The organism is Alkalicoccobacillus plakortidis (assembly GCF_023703085.1).
GTDB classification, from domain to species: Bacteria; Bacillota; Bacilli; order Bacillales; family Bacillaceae_D; genus Alkalicoccobacillus; species Alkalicoccobacillus plakortidis.
Genome location: NZ_JAMQJY010000001.1, coordinates 439,811 through 465,704, shown reverse-complemented (window position 1 = coordinate 465,704; position 25,894 = coordinate 439,811). Strand labels below are relative to the sequence as shown.

General features: G+C 35.8%; 22 protein-coding genes and 1 pseudogene. 19 read left to right on the top strand and 4 right to left on the bottom strand.

Annotation, left to right across the window (positions count from 1 at the left end):
- Nucleotides 1-9: 9 nt before the first annotated feature.
- Entirely contained in the window at nt 10-1,101 is a 1,092-nt protein-coding gene (locus NDM98_RS02600; protein WP_251604379.1) for a GerAB/ArcD/ProY family transporter, read from the bottom strand.
- Nucleotides 1,102-1,114: 13 nt separating this feature from the next.
- Nucleotides 1,115-2,545, bottom strand: coding sequence for a spore germination protein (locus NDM98_RS02595; RefSeq protein ID WP_251604378.1), 1,431 nt, complete (start codon nt 2,543-2,545; stop codon nt 1,115-1,117).
- 176 nt (nt 2,546-2,721) lie between these two features.
- On the opposite strand from NDM98_RS02595, the gene htpG reads away from it, so the two are divergent.
- From htpG to NDM98_RS02575, 4 genes and pseudogenes are all read left to right on the top strand, one after another.
- Nucleotides 2,722-4,602: a molecular chaperone HtpG gene (gene htpG, locus NDM98_RS02590; RefSeq protein ID WP_251604376.1), complete on the top strand. Its 1,881-nt coding sequence runs from the start codon at nt 2,722-2,724 to the stop codon at nt 4,600-4,602.
- Between the two features lie 374 nt (nt 4,603-4,976).
- The gene (locus tag NDM98_RS02585) at nt 4,977-5,513 is read left to right on the top strand and encodes a GNAT family N-acetyltransferase (RefSeq protein WP_251604373.1); all 537 of its coding nucleotides are present in this window, start codon (nt 4,977-4,979) and stop codon (nt 5,511-5,513) included.
- Between the two features lie 208 nt (nt 5,514-5,721).
- Nucleotides 5,722-6,683, top strand: a pseudogene (locus tag NDM98_RS02580) (helix-turn-helix transcriptional regulator).
- Nucleotides 6,684-6,757: 74 nt separating this feature from the next.
- Nucleotides 6,758-7,390 (top strand): type 1 glutamine amidotransferase family protein, encoded by a 633-nt coding sequence (locus tag NDM98_RS02575; RefSeq protein WP_251604371.1) that lies wholly within the window; start codon nt 6,758-6,760, stop codon nt 7,388-7,390.
- A 177-nt stretch (nt 7,391-7,567) separates the two neighbouring features.
- On the opposite strand, the gene NDM98_RS02570 is transcribed toward NDM98_RS02575, so the two are convergent.
- Both NDM98_RS02570 and NDM98_RS02565 read right to left on the bottom strand, forming a co-directional pair.
- Nucleotides 7,568-8,317, bottom strand: a complete 750-nt coding sequence (locus tag NDM98_RS02570) for an NAD(P)-dependent alcohol dehydrogenase (RefSeq protein ID WP_251604369.1) — start codon at nt 8,315-8,317, stop codon at nt 7,568-7,570.
- Nucleotides 8,318-8,358: 41 nt separating this feature from the next.
- Nucleotides 8,359-8,613, bottom strand: a complete 255-nt coding sequence (locus NDM98_RS02565; RefSeq protein ID WP_251604366.1) for an alcohol dehydrogenase catalytic domain-containing protein — start codon at nt 8,611-8,613, stop codon at nt 8,359-8,361.
- A 199-nt stretch (nt 8,614-8,812) separates the two neighbouring features.
- Here NDM98_RS02565 and NDM98_RS02560 point away from each other — a divergent pair, with 199 nt between their 5' ends.
- The 15 genes from NDM98_RS02560 to NDM98_RS02490 all read left to right on the top strand — a co-directional run bounded on the left by NDM98_RS02560 (nt 8,813) and on the right by NDM98_RS02490 (nt 25,865).
- Nucleotides 8,813-9,169: a winged helix-turn-helix transcriptional regulator gene (locus tag NDM98_RS02560; RefSeq protein ID WP_251604362.1), complete on the top strand. Its 357-nt coding sequence runs from the start codon at nt 8,813-8,815 to the stop codon at nt 9,167-9,169.
- Between the two features lie 122 nt (nt 9,170-9,291).
- Nucleotides 9,292-9,831 carry a GNAT family N-acetyltransferase gene (locus NDM98_RS02555; RefSeq protein ID WP_251604360.1) on the top strand — a complete coding sequence of 180 codons (540 nt, stop codon included), beginning with the start codon at nt 9,292-9,294 and terminating at the stop codon, nt 9,829-9,831.
- 356 nt (nt 9,832-10,187) lie between these two features.
- A complete protein-coding gene (locus tag NDM98_RS02550) occupies nt 10,188-11,687 on the top strand; it encodes a beta-galactosidase (RefSeq protein ID WP_251604357.1) in 1,500 nt (499 codons plus the stop codon).
- Entirely contained in the window at nt 11,687-12,535 is an 849-nt protein-coding gene (locus NDM98_RS02545; RefSeq protein ID WP_251604354.1) for a hypothetical protein, read from the top strand. The genes NDM98_RS02550 and NDM98_RS02545 overlap by 1 nt, the downstream gene beginning before the upstream one ends.
- A gap of 79 nt (nt 12,536-12,614) precedes the next feature.
- Nucleotides 12,615-15,110 carry a family 78 glycoside hydrolase catalytic domain gene (locus NDM98_RS02540; protein WP_251604352.1) on the top strand — a complete coding sequence of 832 codons (2,496 nt, stop codon included), beginning with the start codon at nt 12,615-12,617 and terminating at the stop codon, nt 15,108-15,110.
- The gene (locus tag NDM98_RS02535; RefSeq protein ID WP_251604350.1) at nt 15,079-15,300 is read left to right on the top strand and encodes an alpha-L-rhamnosidase C-terminal domain-containing protein; all 222 of its coding nucleotides are present in this window, start codon (nt 15,079-15,081) and stop codon (nt 15,298-15,300) included. The genes NDM98_RS02540 and NDM98_RS02535 overlap by 32 nt, the downstream gene beginning before the upstream one ends.
- 76 nt (nt 15,301-15,376) lie before the next feature.
- Nucleotides 15,377-17,416 (top strand): beta-galactosidase, encoded by a 2,040-nt coding sequence (locus tag NDM98_RS02530; RefSeq protein ID WP_251604348.1) that lies wholly within the window; start codon nt 15,377-15,379, stop codon nt 17,414-17,416.
- A gap of 258 nt (nt 17,417-17,674) precedes the next feature.
- Entirely contained in the window at nt 17,675-18,115 is a 441-nt protein-coding gene (locus NDM98_RS02525) for a MarR family winged helix-turn-helix transcriptional regulator (RefSeq protein ID WP_251604346.1), read from the top strand.
- Nucleotides 18,116-18,237: 122 nt separating this feature from the next.
- Complete coding sequence (locus NDM98_RS02520; RefSeq protein WP_251608885.1) at nt 18,238-19,272, top strand: NADH:flavin oxidoreductase/NADH oxidase; 1,035 nt, start codon at nt 18,238-18,240, stop codon at nt 19,270-19,272.
- A 16-nt stretch (nt 19,273-19,288) separates the two neighbouring features.
- A complete protein-coding gene (locus NDM98_RS02515) occupies nt 19,289-20,032 on the top strand; it encodes an SDR family oxidoreductase (protein WP_251604342.1) in 744 nt (247 codons plus the stop codon).
- Nucleotides 20,033-20,145: 113 nt separating this feature from the next.
- A complete protein-coding gene (locus NDM98_RS02510) occupies nt 20,146-20,796 on the top strand; it encodes an SDR family oxidoreductase (RefSeq protein WP_251604340.1) in 651 nt (216 codons plus the stop codon).
- A gap of 200 nt (nt 20,797-20,996) precedes the next feature.
- Nucleotides 20,997-21,212, top strand: a complete 216-nt coding sequence (locus tag NDM98_RS02505; protein ID WP_251604338.1) for a hypothetical protein — start codon at nt 20,997-20,999, stop codon at nt 21,210-21,212.
- Nucleotides 21,213-21,269: 57 nt separating this feature from the next.
- A complete protein-coding gene (locus tag NDM98_RS02500; RefSeq protein ID WP_251604335.1) occupies nt 21,270-22,124 on the top strand; it encodes a hypothetical protein in 855 nt (284 codons plus the stop codon).
- A 2,492-nt stretch (nt 22,125-24,616) separates the two neighbouring features.
- Nucleotides 24,617-24,994: a GNAT family N-acetyltransferase gene (locus NDM98_RS02495; RefSeq protein ID WP_251604332.1), complete on the top strand. Its 378-nt coding sequence runs from the start codon at nt 24,617-24,619 to the stop codon at nt 24,992-24,994.
- Nucleotides 24,995-25,439: 445 nt separating this feature from the next.
- Entirely contained in the window at nt 25,440-25,865 is a 426-nt protein-coding gene (locus tag NDM98_RS02490) for a GNAT family N-acetyltransferase (protein ID WP_251604328.1), read from the top strand.
- Nucleotides 25,866-25,894 lie beyond the last annotated feature (29 nt).

The window sequence follows — 25,894 nt, the reverse complement described above, 5'->3', positions numbered from 1 at the left end:
TTGTTTTTTTCATGAAATCACCTTCTTTTTTATACTAACTGTGATAAAACAAATTAATGGCAAAACGATTAAACAAATCAATCCACCTCGATCGACAAAATTAGCCAACAGGAAAATCTCTGTAGAATCGCTGGGTATATAAGCAACAAGAAATGCGAGAGGTACGATTATAAAACAGCTTGTGAGAGGTTTAAGGGAGAAAGTTTTCTCCAATATGTAGCAAATATTAAATGTATTGATCGCACAGATTGTAAAGAATTGCAAAATCCATGTAGATAATAAAAATGAATCGAGACGCTCTAAAAAAATGCCATGAATACTGAACGTTTGAATAAATGAAATGGTTGGCCAGGTTAACGTTTTAACTTCTTGGTAACTTAATGCTCCAACAACGATGATATACGTTAGAGCATAAAGTACAGAGGTGCTTCCAATCCCTATGACAGCTGCTTTCACTTTTTTCGTTTTCGCAGAAGTAAAAGCAGTGAAGATTAATAAAGATTCCAGTCCTAAGTAGGAAAGACTTGTACTAAAAAAACCTTTAACAAAAGGATTGAATCCAGACTCAAGAACAGGCCGCAGATTATTAATATTTACTTCTTTTAATCCAGATAAAAATATAAAGAACACCACTACTAAACAAAAGGGAAGAAAAAACATGCACACTCTTACAAGGGTATTAATTGGACTACTTCCGAGATAAGCGGCCAACACTAATATAATGCTGACTACAAGCATTTGCGGTGTCGTCTCAAGAAGGAAAAATCGAACCATCTCACTCATCGCAACGGCTTCATAACCTGTTAGTGAGATAAAATAAAGAACTAATAAAATGCAGATAAACTTAGACATCCACTTTCCAAAAGCTAATTCGGTATATTCAACAATGTCCTTGACTTTATGTTTTGAGAAAAAATAAAAGAGGAGGAGCACAGCAAACAGAATGATCAATCCTGATATTAACAGAGAGATCCATCCATCAGGCGAGTCAAGCGTTACCGTAATACGCCTCGGTAAAACAAGAAATCCAACACCAAGCATGCAATTAATGATCAAGATTGTTAGCTGATACGTTGAAATAGAGTCAAATTCTTGTTTCACCTGTTGTTCCTCCTTATTGAGCGGACTTAACTCTTTTTGGTAAACGAATAAATAGATCAAGGAATTTCTTTCTTGAGAATGAAAATTGAAGTGAGAAATAACTGGTTCCAAAACTTTTTAAGTTGGCTAAATGAATGCTTAACCAGATAAAGAAACAGACTGTACCAAATAAACCAAATATCGCAGCAGATATCATTGCCCCAAATCGAAGCATTCGAAAGGATAGCCCAAAGCTATATTGAGGAACGGTAAATGAAGTAATGGTTGTTAAGGCAATGATAATAACCATTAATGAACTAACTAAATTAGCTTCAACAGCTGCTTGTCCAATGATAACCCCTCCAACTAGTCCAATCGTTTGTCCAAGTGGTGTTGGTAAGCGAATGCCTGCTTCTCTAAGTAATTCAATCGTAATCTCCATAATAATTGCTTCTATAAAAGGAGGAAAAGGTACATTTTGACGTGTACTTGCTATCGTGATCGCAAGCTCAGTTGGTAAAAGACCTTGGCTAAAAGAAACCAAGGAGATATAAAAGGCTGAAAGAAATAATGTAATCATAATCGACAAATATCGTAAAACACGCAAAAAACTACCCGCAAGCCATCTTTCGTAATAGTCATCTGGTGATTGAAGTAACATATCAAATGTGGTTGGCATGATAAGGGCAAAAGGTGACCCGTCAATGAACATAGCCACCCGACCTTCATTAATTGCAGCGATTACTCGATCAGGTCGCTCTGTGTTTTGAATTTGAGGGAAGGGAGACATTGGATTATCTTCAATTAATTCTTCTAGCATTCCGGAATCTTCTAGATTGCTTGTATTAATAGACGATAGTCGTTTATCAATTTCCTTAATAAGCTCTTGATTTACCTGCTTTTGATTGTATAGATATTGGATCAATTTCTCGTTGTTTTGTACATTGATATGATGCTCTTTTGCTATGATGTTTTGATCTCTTGTGAGTTGCCTTATGATACCGATATTGTCATTAATGCTTTCAATAAAAGCTAATTTAGGACCTCTTATAACTTTCTCACTAGATGAATCTTCAATACCTCGTTTAATGTTTGCTGCTGTATCTAAAATAAATAATTCAGAGTGATCCTCTAAAAGAAGAATAGATTTTCCTTCATAGATAAAAGAAACAGTATCGGCTAGTAGAAAAGAAGACTGATACGACAAGGTTTCAATTGTCTTTAAAGCCACTTCTTTTTCTGATTTGTCCTTAAACAAAGAAGGAGTAAGACGTTCAAGCTTCTGCATGAATTGCATAAGTATGTTGAAGTCGGTACGTGACTTTAGAAAAAAAAGCGTACAATTCATATTTAATTCCGTTATGTGTACATCACGATGACTAAAATCAGACTGATTAGCAAAAAACGTTGTAAATAGCTGTTTGTTGTATTCTGTATTCGTTGTAAACTGGATTGATTCTGTCATCTCACTCACCCTTGCATCCCTAATTATGGATAGTGTGTTCTCTGAAGAAACAAATCATACATTTGCTATCGAATGTGTTGACGTGACTGCACAAGTGTGTAAAATATAAGTAGATTAGCACTCTGCATATGAGAGTGCTAATATCAAAATGTTTAATTAAGGGATGGTGTTCACATATGGAAAAAAAGCAATTTCAAGCTGAATCCAAACGTCTTCTGGAAATGATGATTAATTCCATTTATACTCAAAAAGAGATATTTTTAAGAGAGCTTATCTCTAACTCAAGTGATGCGATTGATAAAATGTATTACCGTGCACTAACCGATGAATCAATTAGTTTTGAACAAGACCGCTATGCCATTCAAATTACTGCAGATAAAGAAGCTCGTACATTAAGCTTAACGGATACTGGTATTGGCATGACAAAAGAAGAGCTAGAGAATAATCTAGGAACAATTGCTAAGAGTGGTTCGTTAGCTTTTAAGAAAACCAATGAAATTAAAGATGGGCACGATATTATTGGTCAGTTTGGAGTAGGATTTTATTCTGCTTTTATGGTAGCTGATACAGTGACGGTTATCAGTAAATCAGTGGACGCTGATACGGCTTACAAATGGAAGTCAGATGGAAGTGATGGCTACACAATTGAAGAGACTGTTAAGGACACACCAGGAACGGAAATCACATTACATATTAAAGAGAATACAGAAGATGAATCCTTTGATGAGTTTCTTGAAGAGTATCGCCTGAAAGCAATTGTTAAGAAGTACTCTGATTTTATCCGTTACCCAATTAAGATGGATGTCACCACATATAAGCCAAAAGAAGGTGGCGAAGAGGGTGAAACAGAAGAAGTCCAGGAAGTTCAAACGGTTAATAGTATGGTGCCAATCTGGCGCAAAAACAAAAGCGAACTGACAAAAGAAGATTATGAACAGTTCTATCAAGATAAGCGTTACGGCTTTGATAAACCACTTGAGCATATCCATTTAAGCGTGGATGGGGCTGTTCGTTATAACTCGATCCTGTTCATTCCAGAAAATACACCATTTGATTTTTACTCAAAAGATTATGAAAAAGGTCTAGAGCTATATGCCAATGGCGTACTTATTATGGAGAAATGCGCGGATCTTTTACCTGACTTCTTTAGTTTTGTCAAAGGTATGGTTGATTCTGAAGACCTTTCACTTAACATTTCAAGAGAGATGCTTCAGCATGACCGTCAATTGAAGTTAATCGCAAAAAACATTCAGTCTAAAATCAAATCTCAGCTACAAACCTTGTTGAAAAATCAACGTGAAGCGTATGAGACATTCTACAAATCGTTTGGTCGTCAGCTGAAGTTTGGCGTATATAACGACTATGGTGCAAACAAAAAAGTACTTGAGGATTTATTATTGTTCCATTCATCTACTGAAAAAGGATTAGTCTCACTTTCTGAATATGTATCGCGTATGAAGGAAGATCAAAGCTATATTTATTATGCAACGGGTGAATCCGTAGAACGAATCGAGAAATTGCCACAAACTGAATTAGTTGCTGATAAAGGCTATGAAATCCTTTATTTCACGGAGGACGTGGATGAGTTTGCTATTAAAATGCTTCAAAGCTATCAAGAAAAAGAATTCCAATCAGTTTCTAGTGCGGATCTGAAAATTGATGAGGACGAGACAGAAGAGACAAAAGAAGAGAAGGATGCAAATAAAGCTCTTTTTGATGAAATGAAGTCTGTACTCTCTGGAAAAGTAAAAGATGTTCGTTTATCTAAGCGTCTGAAGACACACCCTGTTTTTCTAGCAGCTGATGGGGAAGTAACAATTGAGATGGAGAAAGTTTTGCAGGCAATGCCAGATAGTCAGCATGTAAAAGCCGAAAAGGTCCTAGAAATTAATCCAAACCATGATGTCTTTAAAGCAATCAAAGCCGCTCATGAAACGGACCAAGATAAGCTAAAGCTATACACAAACCTGTTATATAGCCAAGCACTATTAATTGAAGGTCTTCCTCTAGAAGATCCGGTGGAATTTACGAAGGATATGTGTAAGGTAATGGTTTAATGAGAATATGAAGAAGCCGACTCATTTTTGAGTCGGCTATTTTATATGACTGCTTAATTGACGTTAATGGGTGGGGCCAAGACTCTCTGGACGTATGTTGAACTAAACTTTTTTTGTTCCACACGGAGTAGACGTTAACATCCAAGTAACTAGGTTGAGGGCTTAGTGAGGTTAAACTCGTGGAGGTTCGACTCCTCCTGGCCGCATATTAGTAGTACCAAGGCTATAGGAGCTTTGGTGATTTTTCTTTTGCTCATGAAATTTGTAAAATAAACCCTATGGAATTTATTTGAATGTTATAATAAATTCTAATAACCAAATATTGTTTATTTTAATCTACTTATTAATAATATTGTGTTAGGAGAGGGAAAAAAATGATTGAATTGCGGAAAATAACCGGAGATAACATAGATGAAGTAATAGCACTTGAAGTTGGGGAAAACCAGAAAGACTTTATAGATACTAATAACCTCAGAAGTATTGCCGACGCCTATGTGTTGAACGCAGAGGGGATACCAACGACTCCGTTTGCCATTTATGCCGATGGAGTTGCGATTGGCTTTTTGATGTATATTTATGATACGACGGATCATGAATCATTTCAAAATGAAGTTTTTTACGGTGAAAAGATCTATTTCATTTGGCATTTTATGGTTGGGGAGAGGTATCAGGGGAAAGGATATGGCAAGCTTGCCTTTGAAAAAATGTTGGCGGATATTGGAACTATGCCATATGGGGAAGCAGAAAATGTAGGACTCTTTTATCGAACGAGCAATGCTATAGCTAAAAAATTATATACTTCATTTGGTTTTGTAGATACAGGCATCATTCAGGATCATTCGATGCATGCGATTAAATATCTAGATGAGAAAAGAACAGAAGCTTCTAAATCCATTAAAACTATTTTATAACACACTTTTTAGTACATAGGAATTTCATTTGAAGTAGAGATAGTATGTTAAAAGATTGGAAGTATATTTATACCTGTTACAGACATTAAAAAGTCTACAGGTTGGTATGAAAAACATCTAGGAAGGAAAGTTTAAAGGTCTATTAAAGAAGTAAGACTTAATTTGGATTATATAATAGAAAATAAATTTAATATAGAGGTCGAATGATATGCCTAAAATTGACAATATGTTAGCGATTCTATGGATGCTTCGTTCAGGTGAAAAAATTACTGCAAAACAAATTTCAGAAAAGTTAGAGATGAATATAAGGACTGTGTATCGTTATATTGATACAATTTCAACAAGTGGCGTACCTATAATTTCAGAACCAGGACATAACGGTGGATACACTTTATTGAACAATTTTATTGAGGCTCCTCTTTTTTTGATTTTGAAGAGCAAACTTCACTATTTCACGCTGCTGTTTTTGCAGAAGAAGCCGGATATTATGGAGGTGAAGCATTAAATAGGGCCATTTCAAAACTAAGTAACCACTCTAATAAAGAGCAGGAAACAAAGATAAACCAACATTTAACTAGTCTTGAAGTAATAAGTCGAGTAAGTTCTCTCTCTATGGTACCTTTTTTGAAGGAGTTGGAGCAGGCTGTAGCTGACGGGCTTTCAGTAAAAATTCTTTACAATAAAAGTGGTGAAAAGAAATTAAATGATAGATTGGTCAATCTGTACAGAATTATCTATTGGAATAATAAGTGGTATGTGATTGGATTTTGTCATCTTAGGAATAATATCCGTAGTTTTAGAGTAGATCGAATTGAAAGTCTAATGCTAACCGATAATAAGTTTAACCGGCCAGAAAATTTTTCAGCACACGACTATTTTATAAAAAGTCTTCTTCCAACTATAGAAGATAAGGATGGTATAATTTCTTTGGTAGTCAATGGGGATAAAAATGTATTGGCTGATCTTTGCCAACATTGGTTTTTAGGGCATTATTTACAAGAACGGACTTCAAATCAAGCCGTTTTTCTTCTTGAAAAAGATATCATACATACATATGTACCTTATCTACTTTTACCGTACAATAAATCTATTAAAGTTATTGAGCCAATAAGTCTTAAGAAAAGAATGATTGAAGTTCTGTCGGAATTAATAAAATTTCATCAAGAATGATAACTTCCCTGACGTTAGCTGTCAGGGAAGTTTTATTATAATGGCTATATCAATTGTGATTGGAGTGTGATTAGATGCAAACAAAAAAAGTTTTTCTATATGTATTTAATACAATGTCGGACTGGGAATATGGATATTTAATTGCTGAACTAAACTCAGGGAGATATTTCAAAAAAGATGTAGCGCCTCTAAAAGTAATGACAGTAGGAGCTAATAAAGAAATGATTACTACTATGGGAGGACTGAGCATAAAACCAGAGATTTCCCTTGAAGAATGTATTCTTGAGAGTAAAGATCTTTTAATTTTACCAGGAGGGACTACCTGGAGTGAAGAAATTCATCAACCTATCTTGGAAAGAATTGGCCAAGCTCTAAAGCTTGGCACTATTGTTGCTGCAATTTGTGGTGCAACTGAGGGCCTCGCGAATATGGGATACTTAGATGCTAGAAAGCATACAAGTAATAACTTGGAATATACTAAAATGATATGTCCTAATTATAAAGGTGAAAAGTTCTATGAGTTGGGATCTGCGGTATCTGATGCAAATTTAGTTACTGCATCAGGAATAGCTCCCCTGGAATTTGCAATGGAGGTACTGAAAACAATAGATGTATTTACACCAGATGTATTACATTCATGGTATAACCTAAATAAAACTCATAAACCTGAATACTTCTTCCAGTTAATGAATTCAATAAATAAATGAAGGAACTAAAAAGCTCAATTTCTCTATTTTGATTTATAGAGAAGTTGAGTTTTCTAATTTTGGAATTTCCTTATCCATGTATTTCCGCATTTTCTTGGCGCTATCCTTAATAGTTTTCTATAAAATGAAGCTCGAGATATTGTTGATATACATTCACCTTCTTGAAATTGGTACTTATTATTTTTGTGTAATAAATAAAAGATTCGTGTAGTAATAAAATCTCATGGAGTTTATTGAGTAAGTAAGAGTACATTTTAAATTTGTATGATTCGCTTCCCACGCCCACCTCCAAGCTTCCAAAGAGCGATGTGCCCAAGCAATATCGTAGAGAGGGTAGATGCTGTCAATAATTGGTTTAACATCACCTGAATCTACATAACCTGCTAATTCCTTTAGAAGGTCGGTTTTGGGATTCGCACTAAACGCTCGAACTCTACGTGAACCGAAAACGGCTGACGCTACTATATAGGAAAATGAAGCAAAGCTAGGAAAACCAATTGTGACCATCCTTCCCTTCGTAGTAAGCAAGCATCTGTAATACATAAGATCTGTCCCGACGGTATCCATAATCACATCAAATTCTCCAAGCTCAGAAGGGGATGTTTTCGAGTAATCAAACACGACATCTGCACCGATCTCCTGCAAAAAGGTAAGGTGTTTTGCGCTTGCAAGTGCAGTTACATGTGCACCTAACATGCTGCCGATTTGTACAGCTATACTACCAACTCCACCGCTTGCACCACGAACAAGCAATCTTTCACCTTTTTTAAGTTCTGTTTTCCTTCGTAATGCAATAATAGCGGTAGCACCAACTCCAGGCAAAGCCGCAGCATGTAAAAGATTAATTGTTGTAGGACTTAATGATAATTGCTCTGGCGTTGTCGTTACATATTCAGCGGCACCTCCAATGCTACTTCTTAAATTCATCGGGAGAATACCCCACACTTTGTCGCCTAATTGAAAGCTTGTTACATCACACCCAATTCAGCAACCTCACCAGCAAAGTCAGCTCCAGTCCCTTTGGGGAATTTTTGTCCCGTTAAGATCTTGAGTTTGCCTGCTCGAAACATAGTATCCATTGAATTTACACTCGTTCCATGTACACGGATGAGTACCTCTCCTGGTTTTACAAGTGGTATTGCAATATAACCTTCGTAAAAAACATCTGGTGATCCGTAGTTGTTGTATTGTGCAGCGCGCATCTCATTTTTGTTAATCGTCAATTATGTACATGTCTCCTCTGAATTTGAGGAATTAAAATTAGTGTAAAAGTTCCTTTATTTATCAAACTAACCACTCCTTTTTTTGAAAAACAATAATGACTTGATTTCCTAATTTGATTATAATTAAAGATATATTTATAACAAGTACGCATATTAAACTGTCTAAGTAAGAAAAAAATGACTAAGGAAGGAATAAATTATGACTGATGATCACTTGAATAAAGAAATAGCTCCAGCCTATTACACACTAAAAATCTTATCAGGAAAATGGAACTTATCTATCCTAACTGTATTATGCAGGAACAAAATAATCCGATATAACGAATTAAAAAGACAGGTAATTGGTATTACAGGAACCATGCTCAATCAATCTCTAAAGGAACTGATTGAATATGGAATTGTTCAAAGAGTTCAATACAATGAAGTTCCACCAAAAGTTGAGTATTCATTAACAGAGGTAGGGTTAGAACTTATACCTATATACGAACAACTTGAACTATGGGGAGAGAAAAACCTAGAAAGAAAAAAAGCAATAAAAAGTATACATACTAAGTGATGATGAAATTTTGGATAGCTAGAAAAGAGGCTTATCTATCACATTACTTGGATACGCGTTAGATATAGTTTTAGTTTAGATGAACTGATTTAGAGAAATCATAGAAACTTATAGGAGTTTACATGTTGTATATAGAACAGAGTGGTCAACTAGAGATGCGTCGGTTAGAGCATTCAGATTTAGTAAATGTAATAAGGTTAATGAATGATGTTATTTCACGATTGCCTTCCCAAGACTTATTTGCAATGGATGATGAGGACTATTTCAGAGAGATATTTGATGGAAATGGTGAGGTATATGGTGCTTTTAAAAATGGTAGCTTAGTTGCTTTTTCAGTACTAGCTTTCCCAGGTGGAAATGAAGGGAATTTAGGTACTGAATTTGGAGTATCGGAGGAAGAGCTGCCTTTTGTAGCGGTTTTGGATTCTACCATAGTTCATGAATCAGTTCGTGGGTTGGGCTTACAAAGGTTATTTCACGAAATGAGAGAAAAGAGCGCAAAGGAGAAAGGGTACCAATATCTATATTCAACGGTTCACCCTCAGAACCATGCAAGCATTAACAATCTAGAAACAGCCGGCTTTACTCGTCAGTTTACACGAACAATGTATGGGGGAAAAGAAAGGCACTGCTATGCCAAACGACTTAACATAGTGGAATAGTTCCTTTGATTTGCTTAGGATTAGGACGTTTATCCATGGGATTAGAGGTGGGAATTCAATAAATCCTCTATCTGTGATAATGATCCCATCTACTCAAACACCTAATCCTAAACCGTCATACTATTGTTAATGATTACTAGTTGGGAATTGAGATCAAAAATGGAGGCTTTTAAGCGATAAAATGTAAACCATCTATTTTTAATCGATACTCCGCAGGGCACCAACCTCATTATAATCTTGACTTAGTAAAGTTAGGTAAGCTAGTATGTGTTATGAAAGCGCTATCAGTGAAGTGAGGGTTGAAGATATTCAAATTTCTTCTGAAAGATCTAATTCATTAACGGGACGGTGGTAAGGTGCAGAAAAGTCAAAAGGAAATGATATGTATTTCAGATAAGAAGAATCTATTTTCACCTGCTTTACCAGCATTAGAAGGAAGAAACCCCAACAATGAGAAGATTCATTTCTCTAATCATTTTATGATGGTTGATAACAATCCTATTTTTGGGATCTGTGGAGAGTTTCATTTTAGTCGATATGATCACACAAAATGGGAAGACGAGCTTTTAAAAATGAAAATGTGTGGGATAACCATTGTTCCAACGTATGTTATATGGAATCATCATGAAGAGATCAAAGGAGAATATGATTGGACGGAAGATAAGTCTTTACGTACATTCATTCAGCTTTGCGGAAAGCATGGATTACATTGCATTTTACGGATTGGTCCATTCGCTCATGGAGAAGTGAGAAATGGCGGTCTTCCAGATTGGCTTTATGGAGAACCATGCCGCGTAAGAAGCAATGATGCAAAATATATCTATTATGTTGAACGTTTATACAATGAAATAGGGAAGCAAGCAGATGGACTAATGTATAAGGATGGCGGACCGGTCATTGGCATTCAACTCGAGAATGAGTTTTATCATGCCGGGGCTCCTTGGGAGTTAACATCGGGAACAAGTAATGAATGGGTGTCAGCTGGAGAAGATGGAGAAGCACATATTCTATTATTAAAAGAGTTAGCAATAAAAGCAGAATTAGTAACCCCGATATACTCAGCCACTGGTTGGGGAGGAGCTTTAGCACCAACTGAAGAAGTTCTACCTTTATGGGGAGGGTATGCTTTTTGGCCTTGGGTTTTTTATGATGAGAATGTAAAGGAACACCCCATTACTCCTGAATTTATTTATCGTGATTATAATCACAAAACATATAATTTTGATCCTGATTATGATCCAAAGGCGATTCCGTTTGCCTGCTGTGAGATGGGAGGCGGCATGACGGTCTTTTATAATTATCGTTTCGTCTTGCCTTATAGAAGTGTTGAAGCGATGGCTAATATTAAAGTAGCTGGTGGGTGTAATTTCGTTGGATATTATGTCTTTCATGGAAGCTCGAATCCAAAAGGGAAAACCACTCCATATTTAAATGAAAATGCTACACCAAAAATATCTTATGACTATCAAGCACCTATTGGAGAATTCGGTCAAATCAGAGAATCGTATAAACGGTTAAAGCGACAGCATTATTTTTATAAAGATTTTGAAGAAAGTTTTTGTCAGACCACTACTATTTTACCCTACAGTACAGATGATATGAGACCAGATGATGTGAATACTTTACGCTATGCACTGCGAGTAAATGAAGGCAAAGGATTTATCTTTATCAATAACTACCAGGACCATATACAATCACCCTCAAAACAAAATGTCACATTACAGATTCAAATTGAACAAACGAATCTACAAATACCGAATCAAGGAGGAATGTCGATAGGTGAGGATGTTAGCTGTATTCTTCCTTTTCATCTATCTTTATCAGATGTAAGCTGGAATATGCGACAGCCCAGCTAATGAAAAGAGTTACACTTTCTGAAAATGAAGAAGCTTATTTTTTCTTTCATCCTATAGGCATGAAGCCAAGTTATCGATTCGAAGAACAGAATATAAAGCGTGTCGTTCTTTCAGATGGAGACGTAACAAGAGAGAACAGTCACTATACCGTATGGCCAACTGAAGAAATAATCACTAGGATAGATCTTCACACTAAACAAGGAAAACTTATTCGAATTTATACGATGTCAGACGAAAATAGTTTGAATTTTTGGTCATTTGAATGGGATGGTAAGCCGCATGCGATTATAACAGAGGCTGCTGTCATTGTGGAAGAAGATCGTATTCGCTTTGAATCAGAATCTGAGTTTCTTCAAATAACAGTAATAGACAAACTCGTTTCCACAACTCTCGCTTCCTATTTTTCTGAGAGTACAGATCATGTGTTGCAAAGTGAATACTCAATCAAAAAAGAGAAGATAAAGGCTGAACATGAGTTAGAAGAAATAGATCATAGGAGAACTAAAGTAACCATTCCAAGTAAAGCCTTTAGTCAGTGCAAAGAAGTGTTATTAAACATCCATTATGAGGGGGATGTAGGATACGCATTTATTAATAACGAACTAATACATGACAATTTTAACAATGGTGAAGTTTGGCAGATTGGGCTAAGTCACTTGAAGACAACGCTACTAAACGATTCAATTTATCTCCTCATTTCTCCAATAAAAGAAGGACGTAAAGTGAAAAGTGATTCACCAATGGCAGCAAGATCTGAAATAGCTAACAAAGAGCTTGCAGAGATTAAGTCTATATCATTAACGTCAATTTACGAATTTGAAGTAATAAACAACAACAAAATAGAATAAAGGGGTTGAGGCGAAATGAGAAGGTTTACCATAAGAAAAACAACGATAACAGTAATAAACCGACAATAAGGAGGTAAGCATGGGGATAATCAAAGCAATAAATCTAACAGTAGAGCAAATGCACAAACCTTATGGTATAGATGTAAATACTCCTTTATTCGGGTGGGGATTTTCAAATTCAATTGAAAGAGGGCAGAAACAAACGGCTTACCGGATTCATGTGTCTACTCAAGAATCATTACTAAACTCGCAACATGCTGATATGTGGGATAGTGGAAAAATCGATACGGATCAGCATCAATTTATTAAATATGAAGGCCTTCCCTTATTACCAGAGAAGAGCTATGTATGGACTGTATGTATTTGGGATGTAAACGGTGAAGAAAGCGAATGGAGCGAACGATCAACCTGGACAATGGGATTAATGGATCAGGTATGGAAAGCGGATTGGATTGGTTTGACGCCATCTATTCAAAATGATTGGAAACAACATTCCTGTGAAGAGCCTATGCCTTTATTCCGACATGAGTTCAATATCTCAAGATCACCTGTTCGAGTGCTTGCTCATGTATGTGGACTAGGCCAATATGAATTTCTCTTAAATGGGGTTAAGGTAGGTGACGCTGTCCTTGAACCAGGTTGGACAGATTATGATCAGTCCTGCCTGTATCATTCCTATGACGTCACTTCTTATATGAATGATGGACAGAATGCAGCTGGCATTATGCTAGGGTGTGGCTTCTATCATGTAAATGGCCAGACAAAAAGGTATGTAAAATACGAAGGAAGCTACGATTTACCAAAATGTATTGTTCAGCTTACAATAGAATATTCTAATGGAGAATCTGAATCAATTGGAACTGGATCAGATTGGGAGATTGATAGAAGTCCAATTGTTTTTTCATCAATATATGGTGGAGAAGACTATGATGGACGTCTTTATCAAACCGGATGGGACAAAGTTGGATTTATCGATTCAGGAAATAATTGGAGATCTGCGCCTCTAGTAAGTGCTCCAAAAGGGACACTCTGTAGCCGGATGATTCCAAGAAATAAAGTGCAAGAAACCATCGTAGCAATAAAAAAGAAAGTGAATCATCGAGACATAGAATTATATGATCTAGAGAAAAACATCTCTGGCTGGCCACGTATTCGTTTAAAAGGAAAAAAAGGTTCTTCTGTTACATTGGTTACCGGAGAATTGATTAAGGATGATAGCAATATAGATCAGTCTATGATTGGAGAACCGGTCTCCTTTACGTATACATTAAGAGGAGAAAATGAAATGGAAGAATGGGCACCCAAATTTATGTATCATGGATTTCGATATGTGCAAGTCAGATTCACGTATCAAGAAGAACGACCAGAGCTCTTAAGTGTACAAGGAGAAATGATATACCCAGATGTAGATGAGGTTGGAGACTTTACCTGTTCGAATTCTGAGTGGAAAGCTATTCATGACATCATAAATAGGTCCATTAAGAGTAATATGAAGAGTATATTTACAGACTGCCCACACCGTGAAAAGTTAGGCTGGATTGAACAATTACATTTAATGGCGCCATCAGTGTTCTATAACTATAATGTAGCACCTCTTTATGAGAAGATTTTTATGGATATGGAAGAAGCTCAAGAAGAGAATGGGTTTGTACCAAATATTGCTCCTGAATATGTGGAATTTGAAGGTGGTTTTAGAGATTCACCAGAATGGGGTAGCTCATTTATTATGGCCCCCTGGTATCATTATCATTGGTATGGTAATGATACCGCGATAAAGAAACATTACACTCAAATGATTAGATATGTGGAGTATTTAGTATCTAGTTCTACAGATGGAATCGTGAATCATGGTTTAGGTGATTGGGGTGATTTAGGAGAGGTTCCTAATGATAATCAAGGTTTTGCTGTTCACACACCTATCGCCGTCACAGCAACAGCAATGTTGTTTGACATAAGTCGGATAGTAGCTGAAATTGCACAATTACTTGGCCATGGCGATGATGTAAAAAGATTCAAGAGAGTTGCACTAGAGACTAAAAACGCTTTTAATCAAGCATTTTTTAATGAAAACCATTCTTTTTATGCTACTAACAGTCAGACAGCTAATTCTACAGCTCTGGCCTTAGATTTAGTGAAAGAGCAGGATAAAGACAAAGTACTATCTAATCTGGTTACAGGTTTAATTGAAAATGACTATGCTATAACTTGTGGAGAGGTAGGTCACAGGTATTTACTATTAGCTTTAGCAAAGTACGATAGATCAGATATTGTTGAGAAGATGCTTCAGCAATCTAAGGAGCCTTATTATCAATTTTTAGTGAGCCATGGTGCAACAAGTTTAACTGAATTTTGGGACGGTCCTCTTACAGGTCATTCACATAATCACATCATGATGGGACATATAGAAGAATGGTTTTACTCGCAATTAAGCGGAATTCAAATTGATTATACTGGAAAGAAAATATATCCATTAAGTATTTCACCTTTTATTGCGGAACATGTTGATTGGGTTAAAACTAGGCATAAATTAGCATCCGGCTTGCTTGGAAGTTCAGTGGAGAAAGAAAGAGGATGAATTACTAGTAGATGTATCTATCCCAGTTAATAGTGAAGCAATGATTTCTCTACCTGTCGCTGAAAATGAGGTGGTGCGAGAACGAGAAATGGGTATGTTGAAAGAAGAAATTAAACGAATGAATGGTGTGCGACGTATGGTTATTCCTACTAAATCAGGCGAATACAACTTTCATATAAAGAAAGTCTAATAAACACAGGTGAAGTAAATAAAAGCGATGAGCATTAATGATAGCGTTATCAAAATTAGTTAGAGGAGTGTTTGTATTGAATCGAGCGATACCTGGCAAACGTATTGAATTGGGCGTTTGTTATTATCCGGAGCAGTGGGATGAATCTTTATGGGTAGATGATTATAAACGCATGGCAGCGATGGGTTTTAGCTATGTGCGTATTGGGGAATTTGCTTGGAGTATTTTTGAACCGCTTCAAGGTGTATTTTCATTTGATCTCTTTGATCGTGCCATTTCATTAGCAGAGAAATGCGGCTTAAAAGTCATAATGTCTACTCCTACAGCGACTCCTCCTGCGTGGCTGACACACAATCATCCTGAGGTCTTGAATGTGTCGAAGGATGGGACTACGCATCACCACGGTCTGAGGGGACATTATAATTATAATTCGTCTACCTATCGAGAATTCACTAAGATCATCGTCGAAAAACTTACCAAGCATTATGCAAATCACTCGGCTATATGTGGCTTGCAAATTGGTAACGAATTTAACTGTGAGTCCAATGTTTACTATTCTGATGCTGACCATGATGCTTTTAGAGAATGGGCCAAACAAAAGTATGGAACATTAGATCAGTTAAATGATGCATGGGGGACCGTCTTCTGGAATCAGACTTACTCTGACTGGGAACAGGTCTTTTTGCCAAGAGTGACTCCGGCCGATTCAGACAATCCTCATCATGCATTAGACGAAAAACGTTTTGTCTCTGATAGTACCATTCGTTACGCTAAGCTGCAGGCTGATATTATTCGGGAACATGCACCCAATCATTGGGTCACGACAAACGGGAAATTTGGACATTTGAATCATCATCAATTAACAAATAATTTACTTGATTTTTATGCCTATGATTCGTATCCTAACTTTGGATTTGTTTTCTCAGAAGGTGAGGATGATCCGCTTTTCGATCGAAAGTGGAGCTGGAACCTTAGTACCGTAAGAGATATTAGTAGTCAGTTTGCTATATTCGAACAACAGAGCGGGCCAGGTGGTTGGGTTAATCGGTTAGAGCAGCCAACACCAAAGCCGGGTCAAATTAAACTCTGGACGTATCAATCCATTGCGCATGGTGCAGATATGGTTCTGTACTTCCGCTTGCGCACGGCCATCAAAGGAACAGAAATGTATTGGCACGGATTAAACAATTATGATAATAAGCCAAACCGAAGATTAAAAGAAGCGGCAAAGATTGGTGAAGAACTTAAACGGGTTGGGGAAAACCTATTCGGAACAGATTACTTAGCAGAAGCTGCCATTTTACATGATTATGACAACGAATGGGATGGAGAGCTTGATACATGGCATGGTCCATTTACAGGAAAAAGTATTCGATCTTGGTTTAAAGCGTTTCAATATCAACATATTCCTGTAGATTGTTTCACCCTAGATGACGATACGACGCTAGATCAACTCATGACCTACAAAGTTCTTGTCTATCCGCATGCAGCTATTGTGACCCCAAAACGAGCTAAGTTATTAGAGCAATTTAGCGAGCAAGGAGGAACACTCATTCTTGGGAGTCGCTCAGGCTATAAAAACGAATATGGCCATGCTTATATGAAGTCATTTCCAGGATTACTTTCAGATCTAGCCGGCGTTGAAGTCAATGATTTCACCAGAATTAATAAGGTTGATGACACTCCTTATATTGAATGGGGAGAACACACCGTGAAGGCAGAAACATTTAATGAAGTCCTAACGATCTTAAGTGAGAAAACAACCGTACTTGCGACTTATCAAAATAGCTATTATGCTAATGAGCCTGCCCTAGTCAGAACCAGCTTTGGCAAAGGTACTTGCTACTATTATGGCGGTGTCTTTAACGACCAACTTGCTGATCTTTTATTAACAGATACAGGATTAAAGACAAGGTCAGAGCTAACGCTTCCAAAAACGATTGAACTCGCTATTAGAGCCAGTAAGGACAAGGAATATTTCTTTTTACTTAACTACAGCGGAGAGGAGCAAACCATCACTCTGAATGAACCAATGAACGAGCTTTTATCTGATGTTACTTTCCAAAGCGCTTGTTCGATCGAGCCTTATGGTGTCATGATACTTACAAAGGTTTAACGAGATTTCTAGAAGAATGTAATGTGCTTAAACAGGGGTATTAGCTTACCCTTGTTTTTTAATGTCGTAAAATGTATGTTACTAAAAGACTTTTAGAGCTTTTAAATAGCAACGACCTAATATAATGTAATATGATAATGTAAAATAAACGTTTCTATCTCTTGGAAAGCGTAAATATCATCAAAAGTATTTTAGGTTATAATAGATATAGAATCACAATACAAATGCATTGTTTTAATTATTATAAAGGGTGATCTTATGAATAATGAGTCTCAATATGAGTTCTTAAACAATTGGTTAGAAGTAACCTCAATTAAAGATAAAATTTCAAATGAGTTGGAGTCTGCACTTAAAAAAAATAACGATATATCCCTCAAAGAATTTTACGTTATGTACTACTTATCACAAGAAAGTGATCGTAAATTACGGTTACAACAACTTCAAGAATTAATTGGTCTTAGTCAGAGTGCCATGTCTCGACTTGTTGGAAGACTTGAAGCTAAAACATGTGGTGCACTAGAGAGAACGACTTGTGAAGATGATAAAAGAGGAATATATACTTCCCTGACTTCATTAGGGGAGAGTAAGTTTGAACGAGCACTGAATACGTTTAATACGGTCATAAATGATATGGATCTTAATGAAAAGGATAACAGTGTAATCTTTAGTTTTTTAAAGGATACGAATAACCATAAGTAAAGTAGAGAGCTGATTTTGGATTTTCTTCAAGTTCATTCTACTTGGTTGACATCAGAAAAAATAGATGTTAACTTCTAATTACATGCAGACGCATGCATTTAATTATCGAGGAGATGACAATGATGAAAGAACCTAATATGTTTGATTCGTTTTCTTTAAAAGGATTAGAGCTTAAAAACCGCATTATGATGTCACCAATGTGCCAATACAGTGTGGACAAGAAAGATGGTATCGCCACTGATTGGCATTACATTCATTATGTAAGCCGCGCTATAGGTGGTGCAGGTCTAGTGATGGTTGAAATGACGGATGTTGAACCTGATGGACGCATATCTGATCATGATTTAGGGCTATGGTCTGAAGAACAAATTCCGGCATTAAAAAAGATTGTTGATGGGATTCACCAACATGGTGCGAAGGCATCTATTCAAATTGCTCATGCAGGTCGAAAAGCAGAAGATGCTGAAGTACCAGTTGCACCTTCTGCCATCCCTTTTGATGAGAATTCAAAAACACCAAGAGAATTAACAACAGAAGAAGTATACGAACTGATTGGGAAGTTTCGTAAATCTGTAAGATTTGCTGTCCAAGCGGGTTTTGATGTCATTGAAATCCACGGAGCTCACGGTTATCTCATTCATCAATTCCACTCACCACTCACCAATCAGAGAACAGATGAATTTGGAAAAGATTTAACGAAGTTTGGTTCAGATGTCCTTAAAGCAGCCAAAGAAGAGATTCCTACTGACATGCCTCTCATTATGCGTATATCTGCAAAAGAATATGTAGATGGTGGCTATGATATTAATGGAGCGATTGAACTTGCTAAAGCTTATAAAGAAGCTGGAGCAGAAATTTTTGATATCTCATCTGGTGGAGAAGGTCAAATTGCAGCTTGGGGTAAACCAGGTACACACGCAGCATATCAAGTTCCACTAGCAAGAGAAATCAAAAAGGCTTTAAATGTACCAGTGATTGCAGTGGGGCGATTAGATGACCCAACACTAGCTAATGCGGTGGTAGGAACAGAAGATGCAGATCTTGTAGCGGTAGGAAGAGGCATGCTTCGTAATCCTTATTGGGCTCTAGAAGCTGCTAAACAACTAAGAAAATCAACGGATGAAATGGTTCCGGTTCAATATAAATTAGGGTTCTAAAAAGGAGTAATGATACATGTCTTATATTAAAGATAAAGTGATTGTCGTAACTGGAGCTTCAGGTGGAATTGGGAAAGCAACAGCAGAACATCTTGCTAAGGAAGGTGCAAAAGTTGTTCTAGCTGCTCGTAATGAAAAAGAACTACGTGGAATTGTTCAAGAAATTGAAGGCAATGGTGGAGTTGCTACATTTAAAGCAACGGATATTTCCTCAAGAGACGAAGTAAGTGCATTAATAGATTTCACTGTGGATAATTATGGAAGAGTAGATACACTCATTAATAACGCAGGCTTAATGTTATTCTCTAAATGGGATAATGCTCACGTTGATGAGTGGGAAAAAATGATCAACTTGAATCTAAAGGGAGTATTATACGGTATAGCTGCTGTTCTCCCAAAAATGAAAAAGCAAGGCAGTGGTCAAATTATTAATGTTGGCTCAGTTGCAGGTCACGCAGTAGGTGAAGGTCATGGTGTCTATAGTGCGACAAAATACGCAACAAGAGCCATTACAGAAAGCTTAAGAAAAGAAATATCTGTGAATCATAATATTCAAGCGGTGTACGTTTCACCAGGTGTAATCGCAACTAATTGGCAAGATAAAGTAACAGACAAAGATGTGAGTTCCGTGTTAGGTAACCTAAATGAAGTAGCAATTGCACCAGAACATGTGGCTGAAACGATTGCTTTTGCAGTGAATAAGCCAAGTAACGTTATGATTAACGATATTTTTGTGACACCAACTAAACAAGAGTGGTAAGAATCTATATCGTATGATGTACGTATTCTTCTTGTTTCATTGAGAACAATAAGGGTATAAGAAACAACAAGAACATGCAGACGCATGCATGAAAAATCTTTGGAGGCACTCATATGAATGTACTAGTTATTGGAGCAAACGGTCAGGTTGGAAAAGAAATCATTACTCAACTAAAGCAAACAGAGCATCAATCAACTGCTCTCGTACGTAAAAAAGAACAAGTAGAAGAATTGAAATCACTCGGTGCTAACCATGTTGTGCTAGGTGACTTAGAAGAGGATTTCTCACATGCTTTTGAGAACATTGATACTGTTATTTTTGCTGCTGGTTCAGGTGGAAGTACTGGAGCGGATAAGACATTGCTCATTGATTTATGGGGAACTAAAAAGGCTGTTGATTACGCAAAATCATCCGGTGTCACACACTTTATTCAACTAAGTGCAGCAGACAGTTTAGATGTAGACGAGGAAAGCGAGAAAATGAAACCATATGCAGTTGCAAAGAATATGTCCGATTTCTACGTAGAAAAAAGCGACCTACCATACACCATTGTGCGACCAGGGCCGATGAACAATGACAAAGCACTTGGAAAAATAGAGTTACACCCAACAAGAAAAGAGCATTTTAATGATTATCTAATCACAAGACAGGATGTTGCTCAGGTACTCGTTCAAACAATAGGAAATGAAAAGCTTTTCGGTAAGAGTTTTTATATTAAGCAAGGTGAGCATTCAATTGATAATGCATTGAACACAACTTTCTAATTTGAGAGCTTAGTGAGATGAAACTCATGGAAGTTCGATGCCACCGAGTCGCATAAGAAGAAAGGTAGAAGTACCAAGGCTTTTATAGCTTTGGTACTTTTTTTATATCATCGGAATCTGAAAAAGAATTGGTTAATTGTTTATGTTTGGTATTAATGGAGAAGGGAACAGTTTAATAGGCTGAAAATAGGAGGTAATACATGTCTTCTTTTAAAGGAAGAGCAAAGCATTCAAGATATCAAGGATTGATTGGTACGATATTTGTTCTCCCGATTATTGCGATTTTAGGCTTATTAAATGTAATTCCTGTTTCTAATCTCGTTGCTTGGTTAGCTTTACTTGCATTTGTAGTTGGTGTGATTGTGCTCATCGTATCATTTAAGGGTGAAAATCCTGCAAATAATGAGAAGACCTAAAGTGAGCTATGAATGATTAAGAAAGGATCATATTAAAAAATTTATGGGGTGTTCAATATGAAAAAGGCAGTCATAGCAACATTAATTAGCTCGGTTACAATTCTTGGTGCATGTAATTCAGATGACTCTTCAACCGAGTCCACTGAAACTGATCAAGTGAATGAAAATGAAACCACTACAACAGATGAAATGGACTCTAATGATGAACTAACAGCTGAGGAAATTGTAGAGGAAGCTATCGCGCTTTACGGTGACCTTGAAGGATTATATGTCTTAAGAGAAGGTAGTGGCGATTTAAATTTTGAACCTCCTGAGGAAGATGAAGCAGGAAATCTTGATATGGAATTAGAGATGTCTACATATGAATGGACGTACGTCACGGACGGAGATCTTTATAATCGAACGGAATCAGTTATGGAATCGAGTGGGGAAGAAGAAGGTGGAGAAAGTACTAATGCAGAGAGTACTTCATACAGTTTTACAGATATTGACGAACCGAGCTATCTTATAACTTACAATGAAGGAGACGAAGAGGCTGTACGAATTGAGAATCCGACTACAGAAGAATTCACCTTTGATATGATAGGCGAACGATATCAAGGGCTGCTTGAAGAAGCAGAATTGACTTTAGAAGGTGAAGAAGAAGTAAACGGCTATCAGGCTTATCACATCACAGCAGAGGTAGATGATGGTATAGAAGAGTATTGGTTTGATACGGAAACGTTCTTTGAAGTAAAGGGTGAGATTAGTATGAGTTCCGAGTCAGAAGAACAAAGTGTTGATTCATCAGTAACAGCTGGAGATACAGTAATTGAATATAAATTAAACCCAGACTTCGATGAAACATTATTTCAAGTACCTGAAGACTTAGAAGTGGTAGATGGTGAAATCGGAGATACGATTGGAGAATAAGTAATAAAAAAAGACTTTATGCGATTCACTTCCATAGAGTCTTTTACCCTTTAGTGCATATTTTTTTGAGTGAGTTTCATAGAAACTAGTGATACTTTACACAATTTAGTAAGAATTATCTTATACAGTAGTTAAAATTTAGTGGGAATTGAAATAATCTCGGATGAAATAAAACTATATAATAATCTTATGACTATATATAAAGTTATTTTAAAAAAAGAGATATGTTAAAAAATTAAATCAAACAAATTTTGATACATATAAAGCATTATTAATGATAATGTAATTCCAATCGTTATGGATGAAGTTGCAATTATAATAAACTTTCGATTTGTAATTTCATTTCTTCTATAAGCAATGTTTAGTACCTTTATAATAAAATAGATTGTCATAGCTATAATTATTGTTGAAAAAATACTTGCTAAAATTGCTTCCATGAGACAAACTCCCTTCAGATGAATAAGAAATATTCACTTTACCAATCTGATTCATTATTGGATTTAAAGATTTTTTAAATAGTTTATGTAACGGTTAATAATTAACATGTAGCTGTTGGGCAAACTAAAATTCGATGGAGAGTCGCGGAGAAAAAAGCTATAATTTTTGCAGTTAATAGAGTATCTATTTTTGAACTGATTTGAGGTCAGTATAACATTAATAAAGTAAGTATCGAGTGAATGGCTATGAAGAACATTACAGCTGAAATGGTCATTAAATTTTTGATTACTTAGTTTATTTAAATCAATTTCAAGTTGAACACTCAATTCTTTTAGTTTTTCATAGTAGTTCATACGACGACCTCCTAATAGAATCAGGTGAGTTTTAAATTATATTTTGCATTATAACATATAATCCCATATATAGAGGCGGATTGTGTTAAGTGTGATTGTATGGATTTACTGTGATGGGAGAATCTTTCTTATAAGAATAGACTATTTATCTAGTGTACTTTTTTTACTTTTAGAAATTTCTCTAATTCGTATCAATCTAGTTGCTCCCATTGAAAAACCAAAAGCAATAAAAAAAGTATTCCTTTTAGGAAGAAGATTAAAAAGTCCACTAAGAATAGCGAGTATTGAGATGATTAATAGTAATATGTTCATACGTTTTTCTGACATTATAATTACCTTCCTTTATTACCAATAGTATAACCAATGTGGAGTTACCTAAGAAACAAGTAAAAATGCTTGATGTGTGGTTAGCGGAAGTCAAGGACCTGGTCTATGTATAATTGTTTACTATTTAATATCCTTTAACTGTTTAGCTATAGTAACAGCTAAAGGACTTTTTTGAGCTATTTTCTACTTTCTCTTTTTTCTCTGATTGCATACTGCATCAAACCGTTAAACATAAAGATGATTGCAATGGTAATCCAAAATACTTGGATAGAAAGGTTAAACACTTCCAGAGCAATTAGTGAAAGAATCACTAGCGGAATAAAAATTATCAATCTAACTTTTGTATTAATAAGAATCTCGCCTTTCTAAACAACTTTAACTGTCTCATTCTATTAAACTTTTAAAATTGAAATAAAAAAGACTCTACATATTGTATCTATCAACGGTAAATGGCTGACTGGAACAGAGTAAAAGGAATTTAAGGAGTTGATAGATTCTCAGTATGATCACCCGCTTGGCCGAACAAAAAACACATCTTTTTGTTCGGCTACCGGCTATTGTTACCCTCAAGATTTGAGGAGGGGGGATGACTTAAAACTTGGTCAAGCTAATCTAGCTTGCAGGTTTGGACAGCGTCCATGAACTTTATGTTATTAGGTCAAAGAGCCATTTAAATAAACTTAAGGTGAGACGTGGTATATAGAGCAAAATCTCAAAAATTAATGCTAGCCAATCAAAATGCTCTCTTTTTTTCTTGTTTTTTATGTTCATACTTATCTCCGTTTTTACTCCATGAGAATTTAATAGCCTAAATCCATTGTATATGAGCATTTAAGTAGTAAGTATAAAATTATTCTAAAATTTGGTGGAGGGGTATGCTACAAGTAATAACTCACAACTAATTAGTCTCATAAAAGTTTGTTGTCTAAATAATTGTAAAGTTTTTTTCTCCGCAATGGATATTATGGAATAGAAACCTTCTTTTAATGATAAATGAGTAAATAAGTGGTCTGAATCTGCCTATCTTTTAGTTCGGAAAATTACTATAAATCAGATATTTTTCTGACAATATACGCCGAGGTTTTTACCTTATGTATCTAACTAAAAGGAGGAAGAAAATATGAATAATATTAACTTACTCAAGCGTTGAAACCTAGAAGATCAATTATACAATTAAGGAATGTTAGAAGTTGAATTGTTAGAACCAGAAGGCTGCTGCTCTACATTAACAAACCTTACGCTACCAGTAGTGAAAGTTCACTACAGACTTGACAGTACGGAAACTTTGCAAATATCGTCTATACTATTCATGCAGAGGGTTCATTATAAAGTACACTAAAATCAATTAATTATTTGAGATCATGGGGGATTTAATTGAAGATTGAATTAGTCACAGAAGAGACAAAAGATTGTTTGAGATTACCTAACGAAAAATTTGAGTTGTTTGGTGAATTAGTAGTTACGAAGCCAAATGACAAATGGGAGTATCACGAAATATATTTCGATGAACCGAAGGAAAAGATATTTCCAGAAGAGAATTACTCATTTGAGACAATTAATCAAAATGGTTTTGCGGTTGCCACATTTGATCAGAATCAATGTGTTGGTTTAGCAGTATTTGAAACTGGGTGGAATAAATATTGTTATTTAAGCGATCTTAAAGTAAATGTGAACTATCGAAGGAGCGGAATATCTAAAGATATGCTTGATTTTGCAATCAACATAGCTAAAAAAAGAACTGCAAAGGATTAAGTACCATCGCTCAAGCTTATAATCTTGCTGCAAATAAATTTTATTTGAAGTACGGATTTGAGATTGGTGGGTTAAATACAAGAGATTATGAATTCACTTCTGAAAGAGGCAATTCTGATATCTATTTTTATCTTAACTTTTAATGACTTAAACCAATCCTCTTAACCGAGTGTTGATAAATGAGGTTATTTAGCTTCACTAATTCTAACGACATATTTTAAATAAGAATTAAAGTGTTATAATTTATGCAATTATTAAGGGGTGGAATATGCCAGATAGTAAACTTAGTTTTGCAATCATATATAAGAAAATTCAACTTAAACTAAAAGGAGAAGTGAAAATTGAGTGAATTGAATACTGAAAGACTTACATTAAAGAAGGTTACCCTTCAAGATGCACCAATGCGCTCTTCAAAGTTTGGTCTAATCCTCAAGTAACAGAGTTTATGAACATTACACCAATGATGGATGTAAGGCAATCATATGAAATGATTAATATTTTTCAGAGAATGGATAAAAGCAATCAAGGTAATCGATTCTCTATTTTTGAATCTGATCAATCGAAGTCTATTGGGTCTTGCGGTTTCAATTATATAGATTCAGAAAATGACAGAGGAGAAATTGGCTATGAACTCTCTGTTGATCATTGGGGAAAAGGATACATGACCGAGGCTTTAACGGAACTTGTTAGATATGGTTTTGATTACTACAAACTTAATCGAATCGAAGCTAAGGTAGAAACTCAAAATCAAGCATCACAATTTCTATTAAAGAAACTCGGTTTTAAACAGGAAGGGCTTTTACGTTCCTACGAAAAAAGCAAAGGTAGGTACATTGACTTAGCAATGTTTAGTGTATTAAAAGAAGATTAGACATTAGGGGTAAATAATGATCTAAAGAA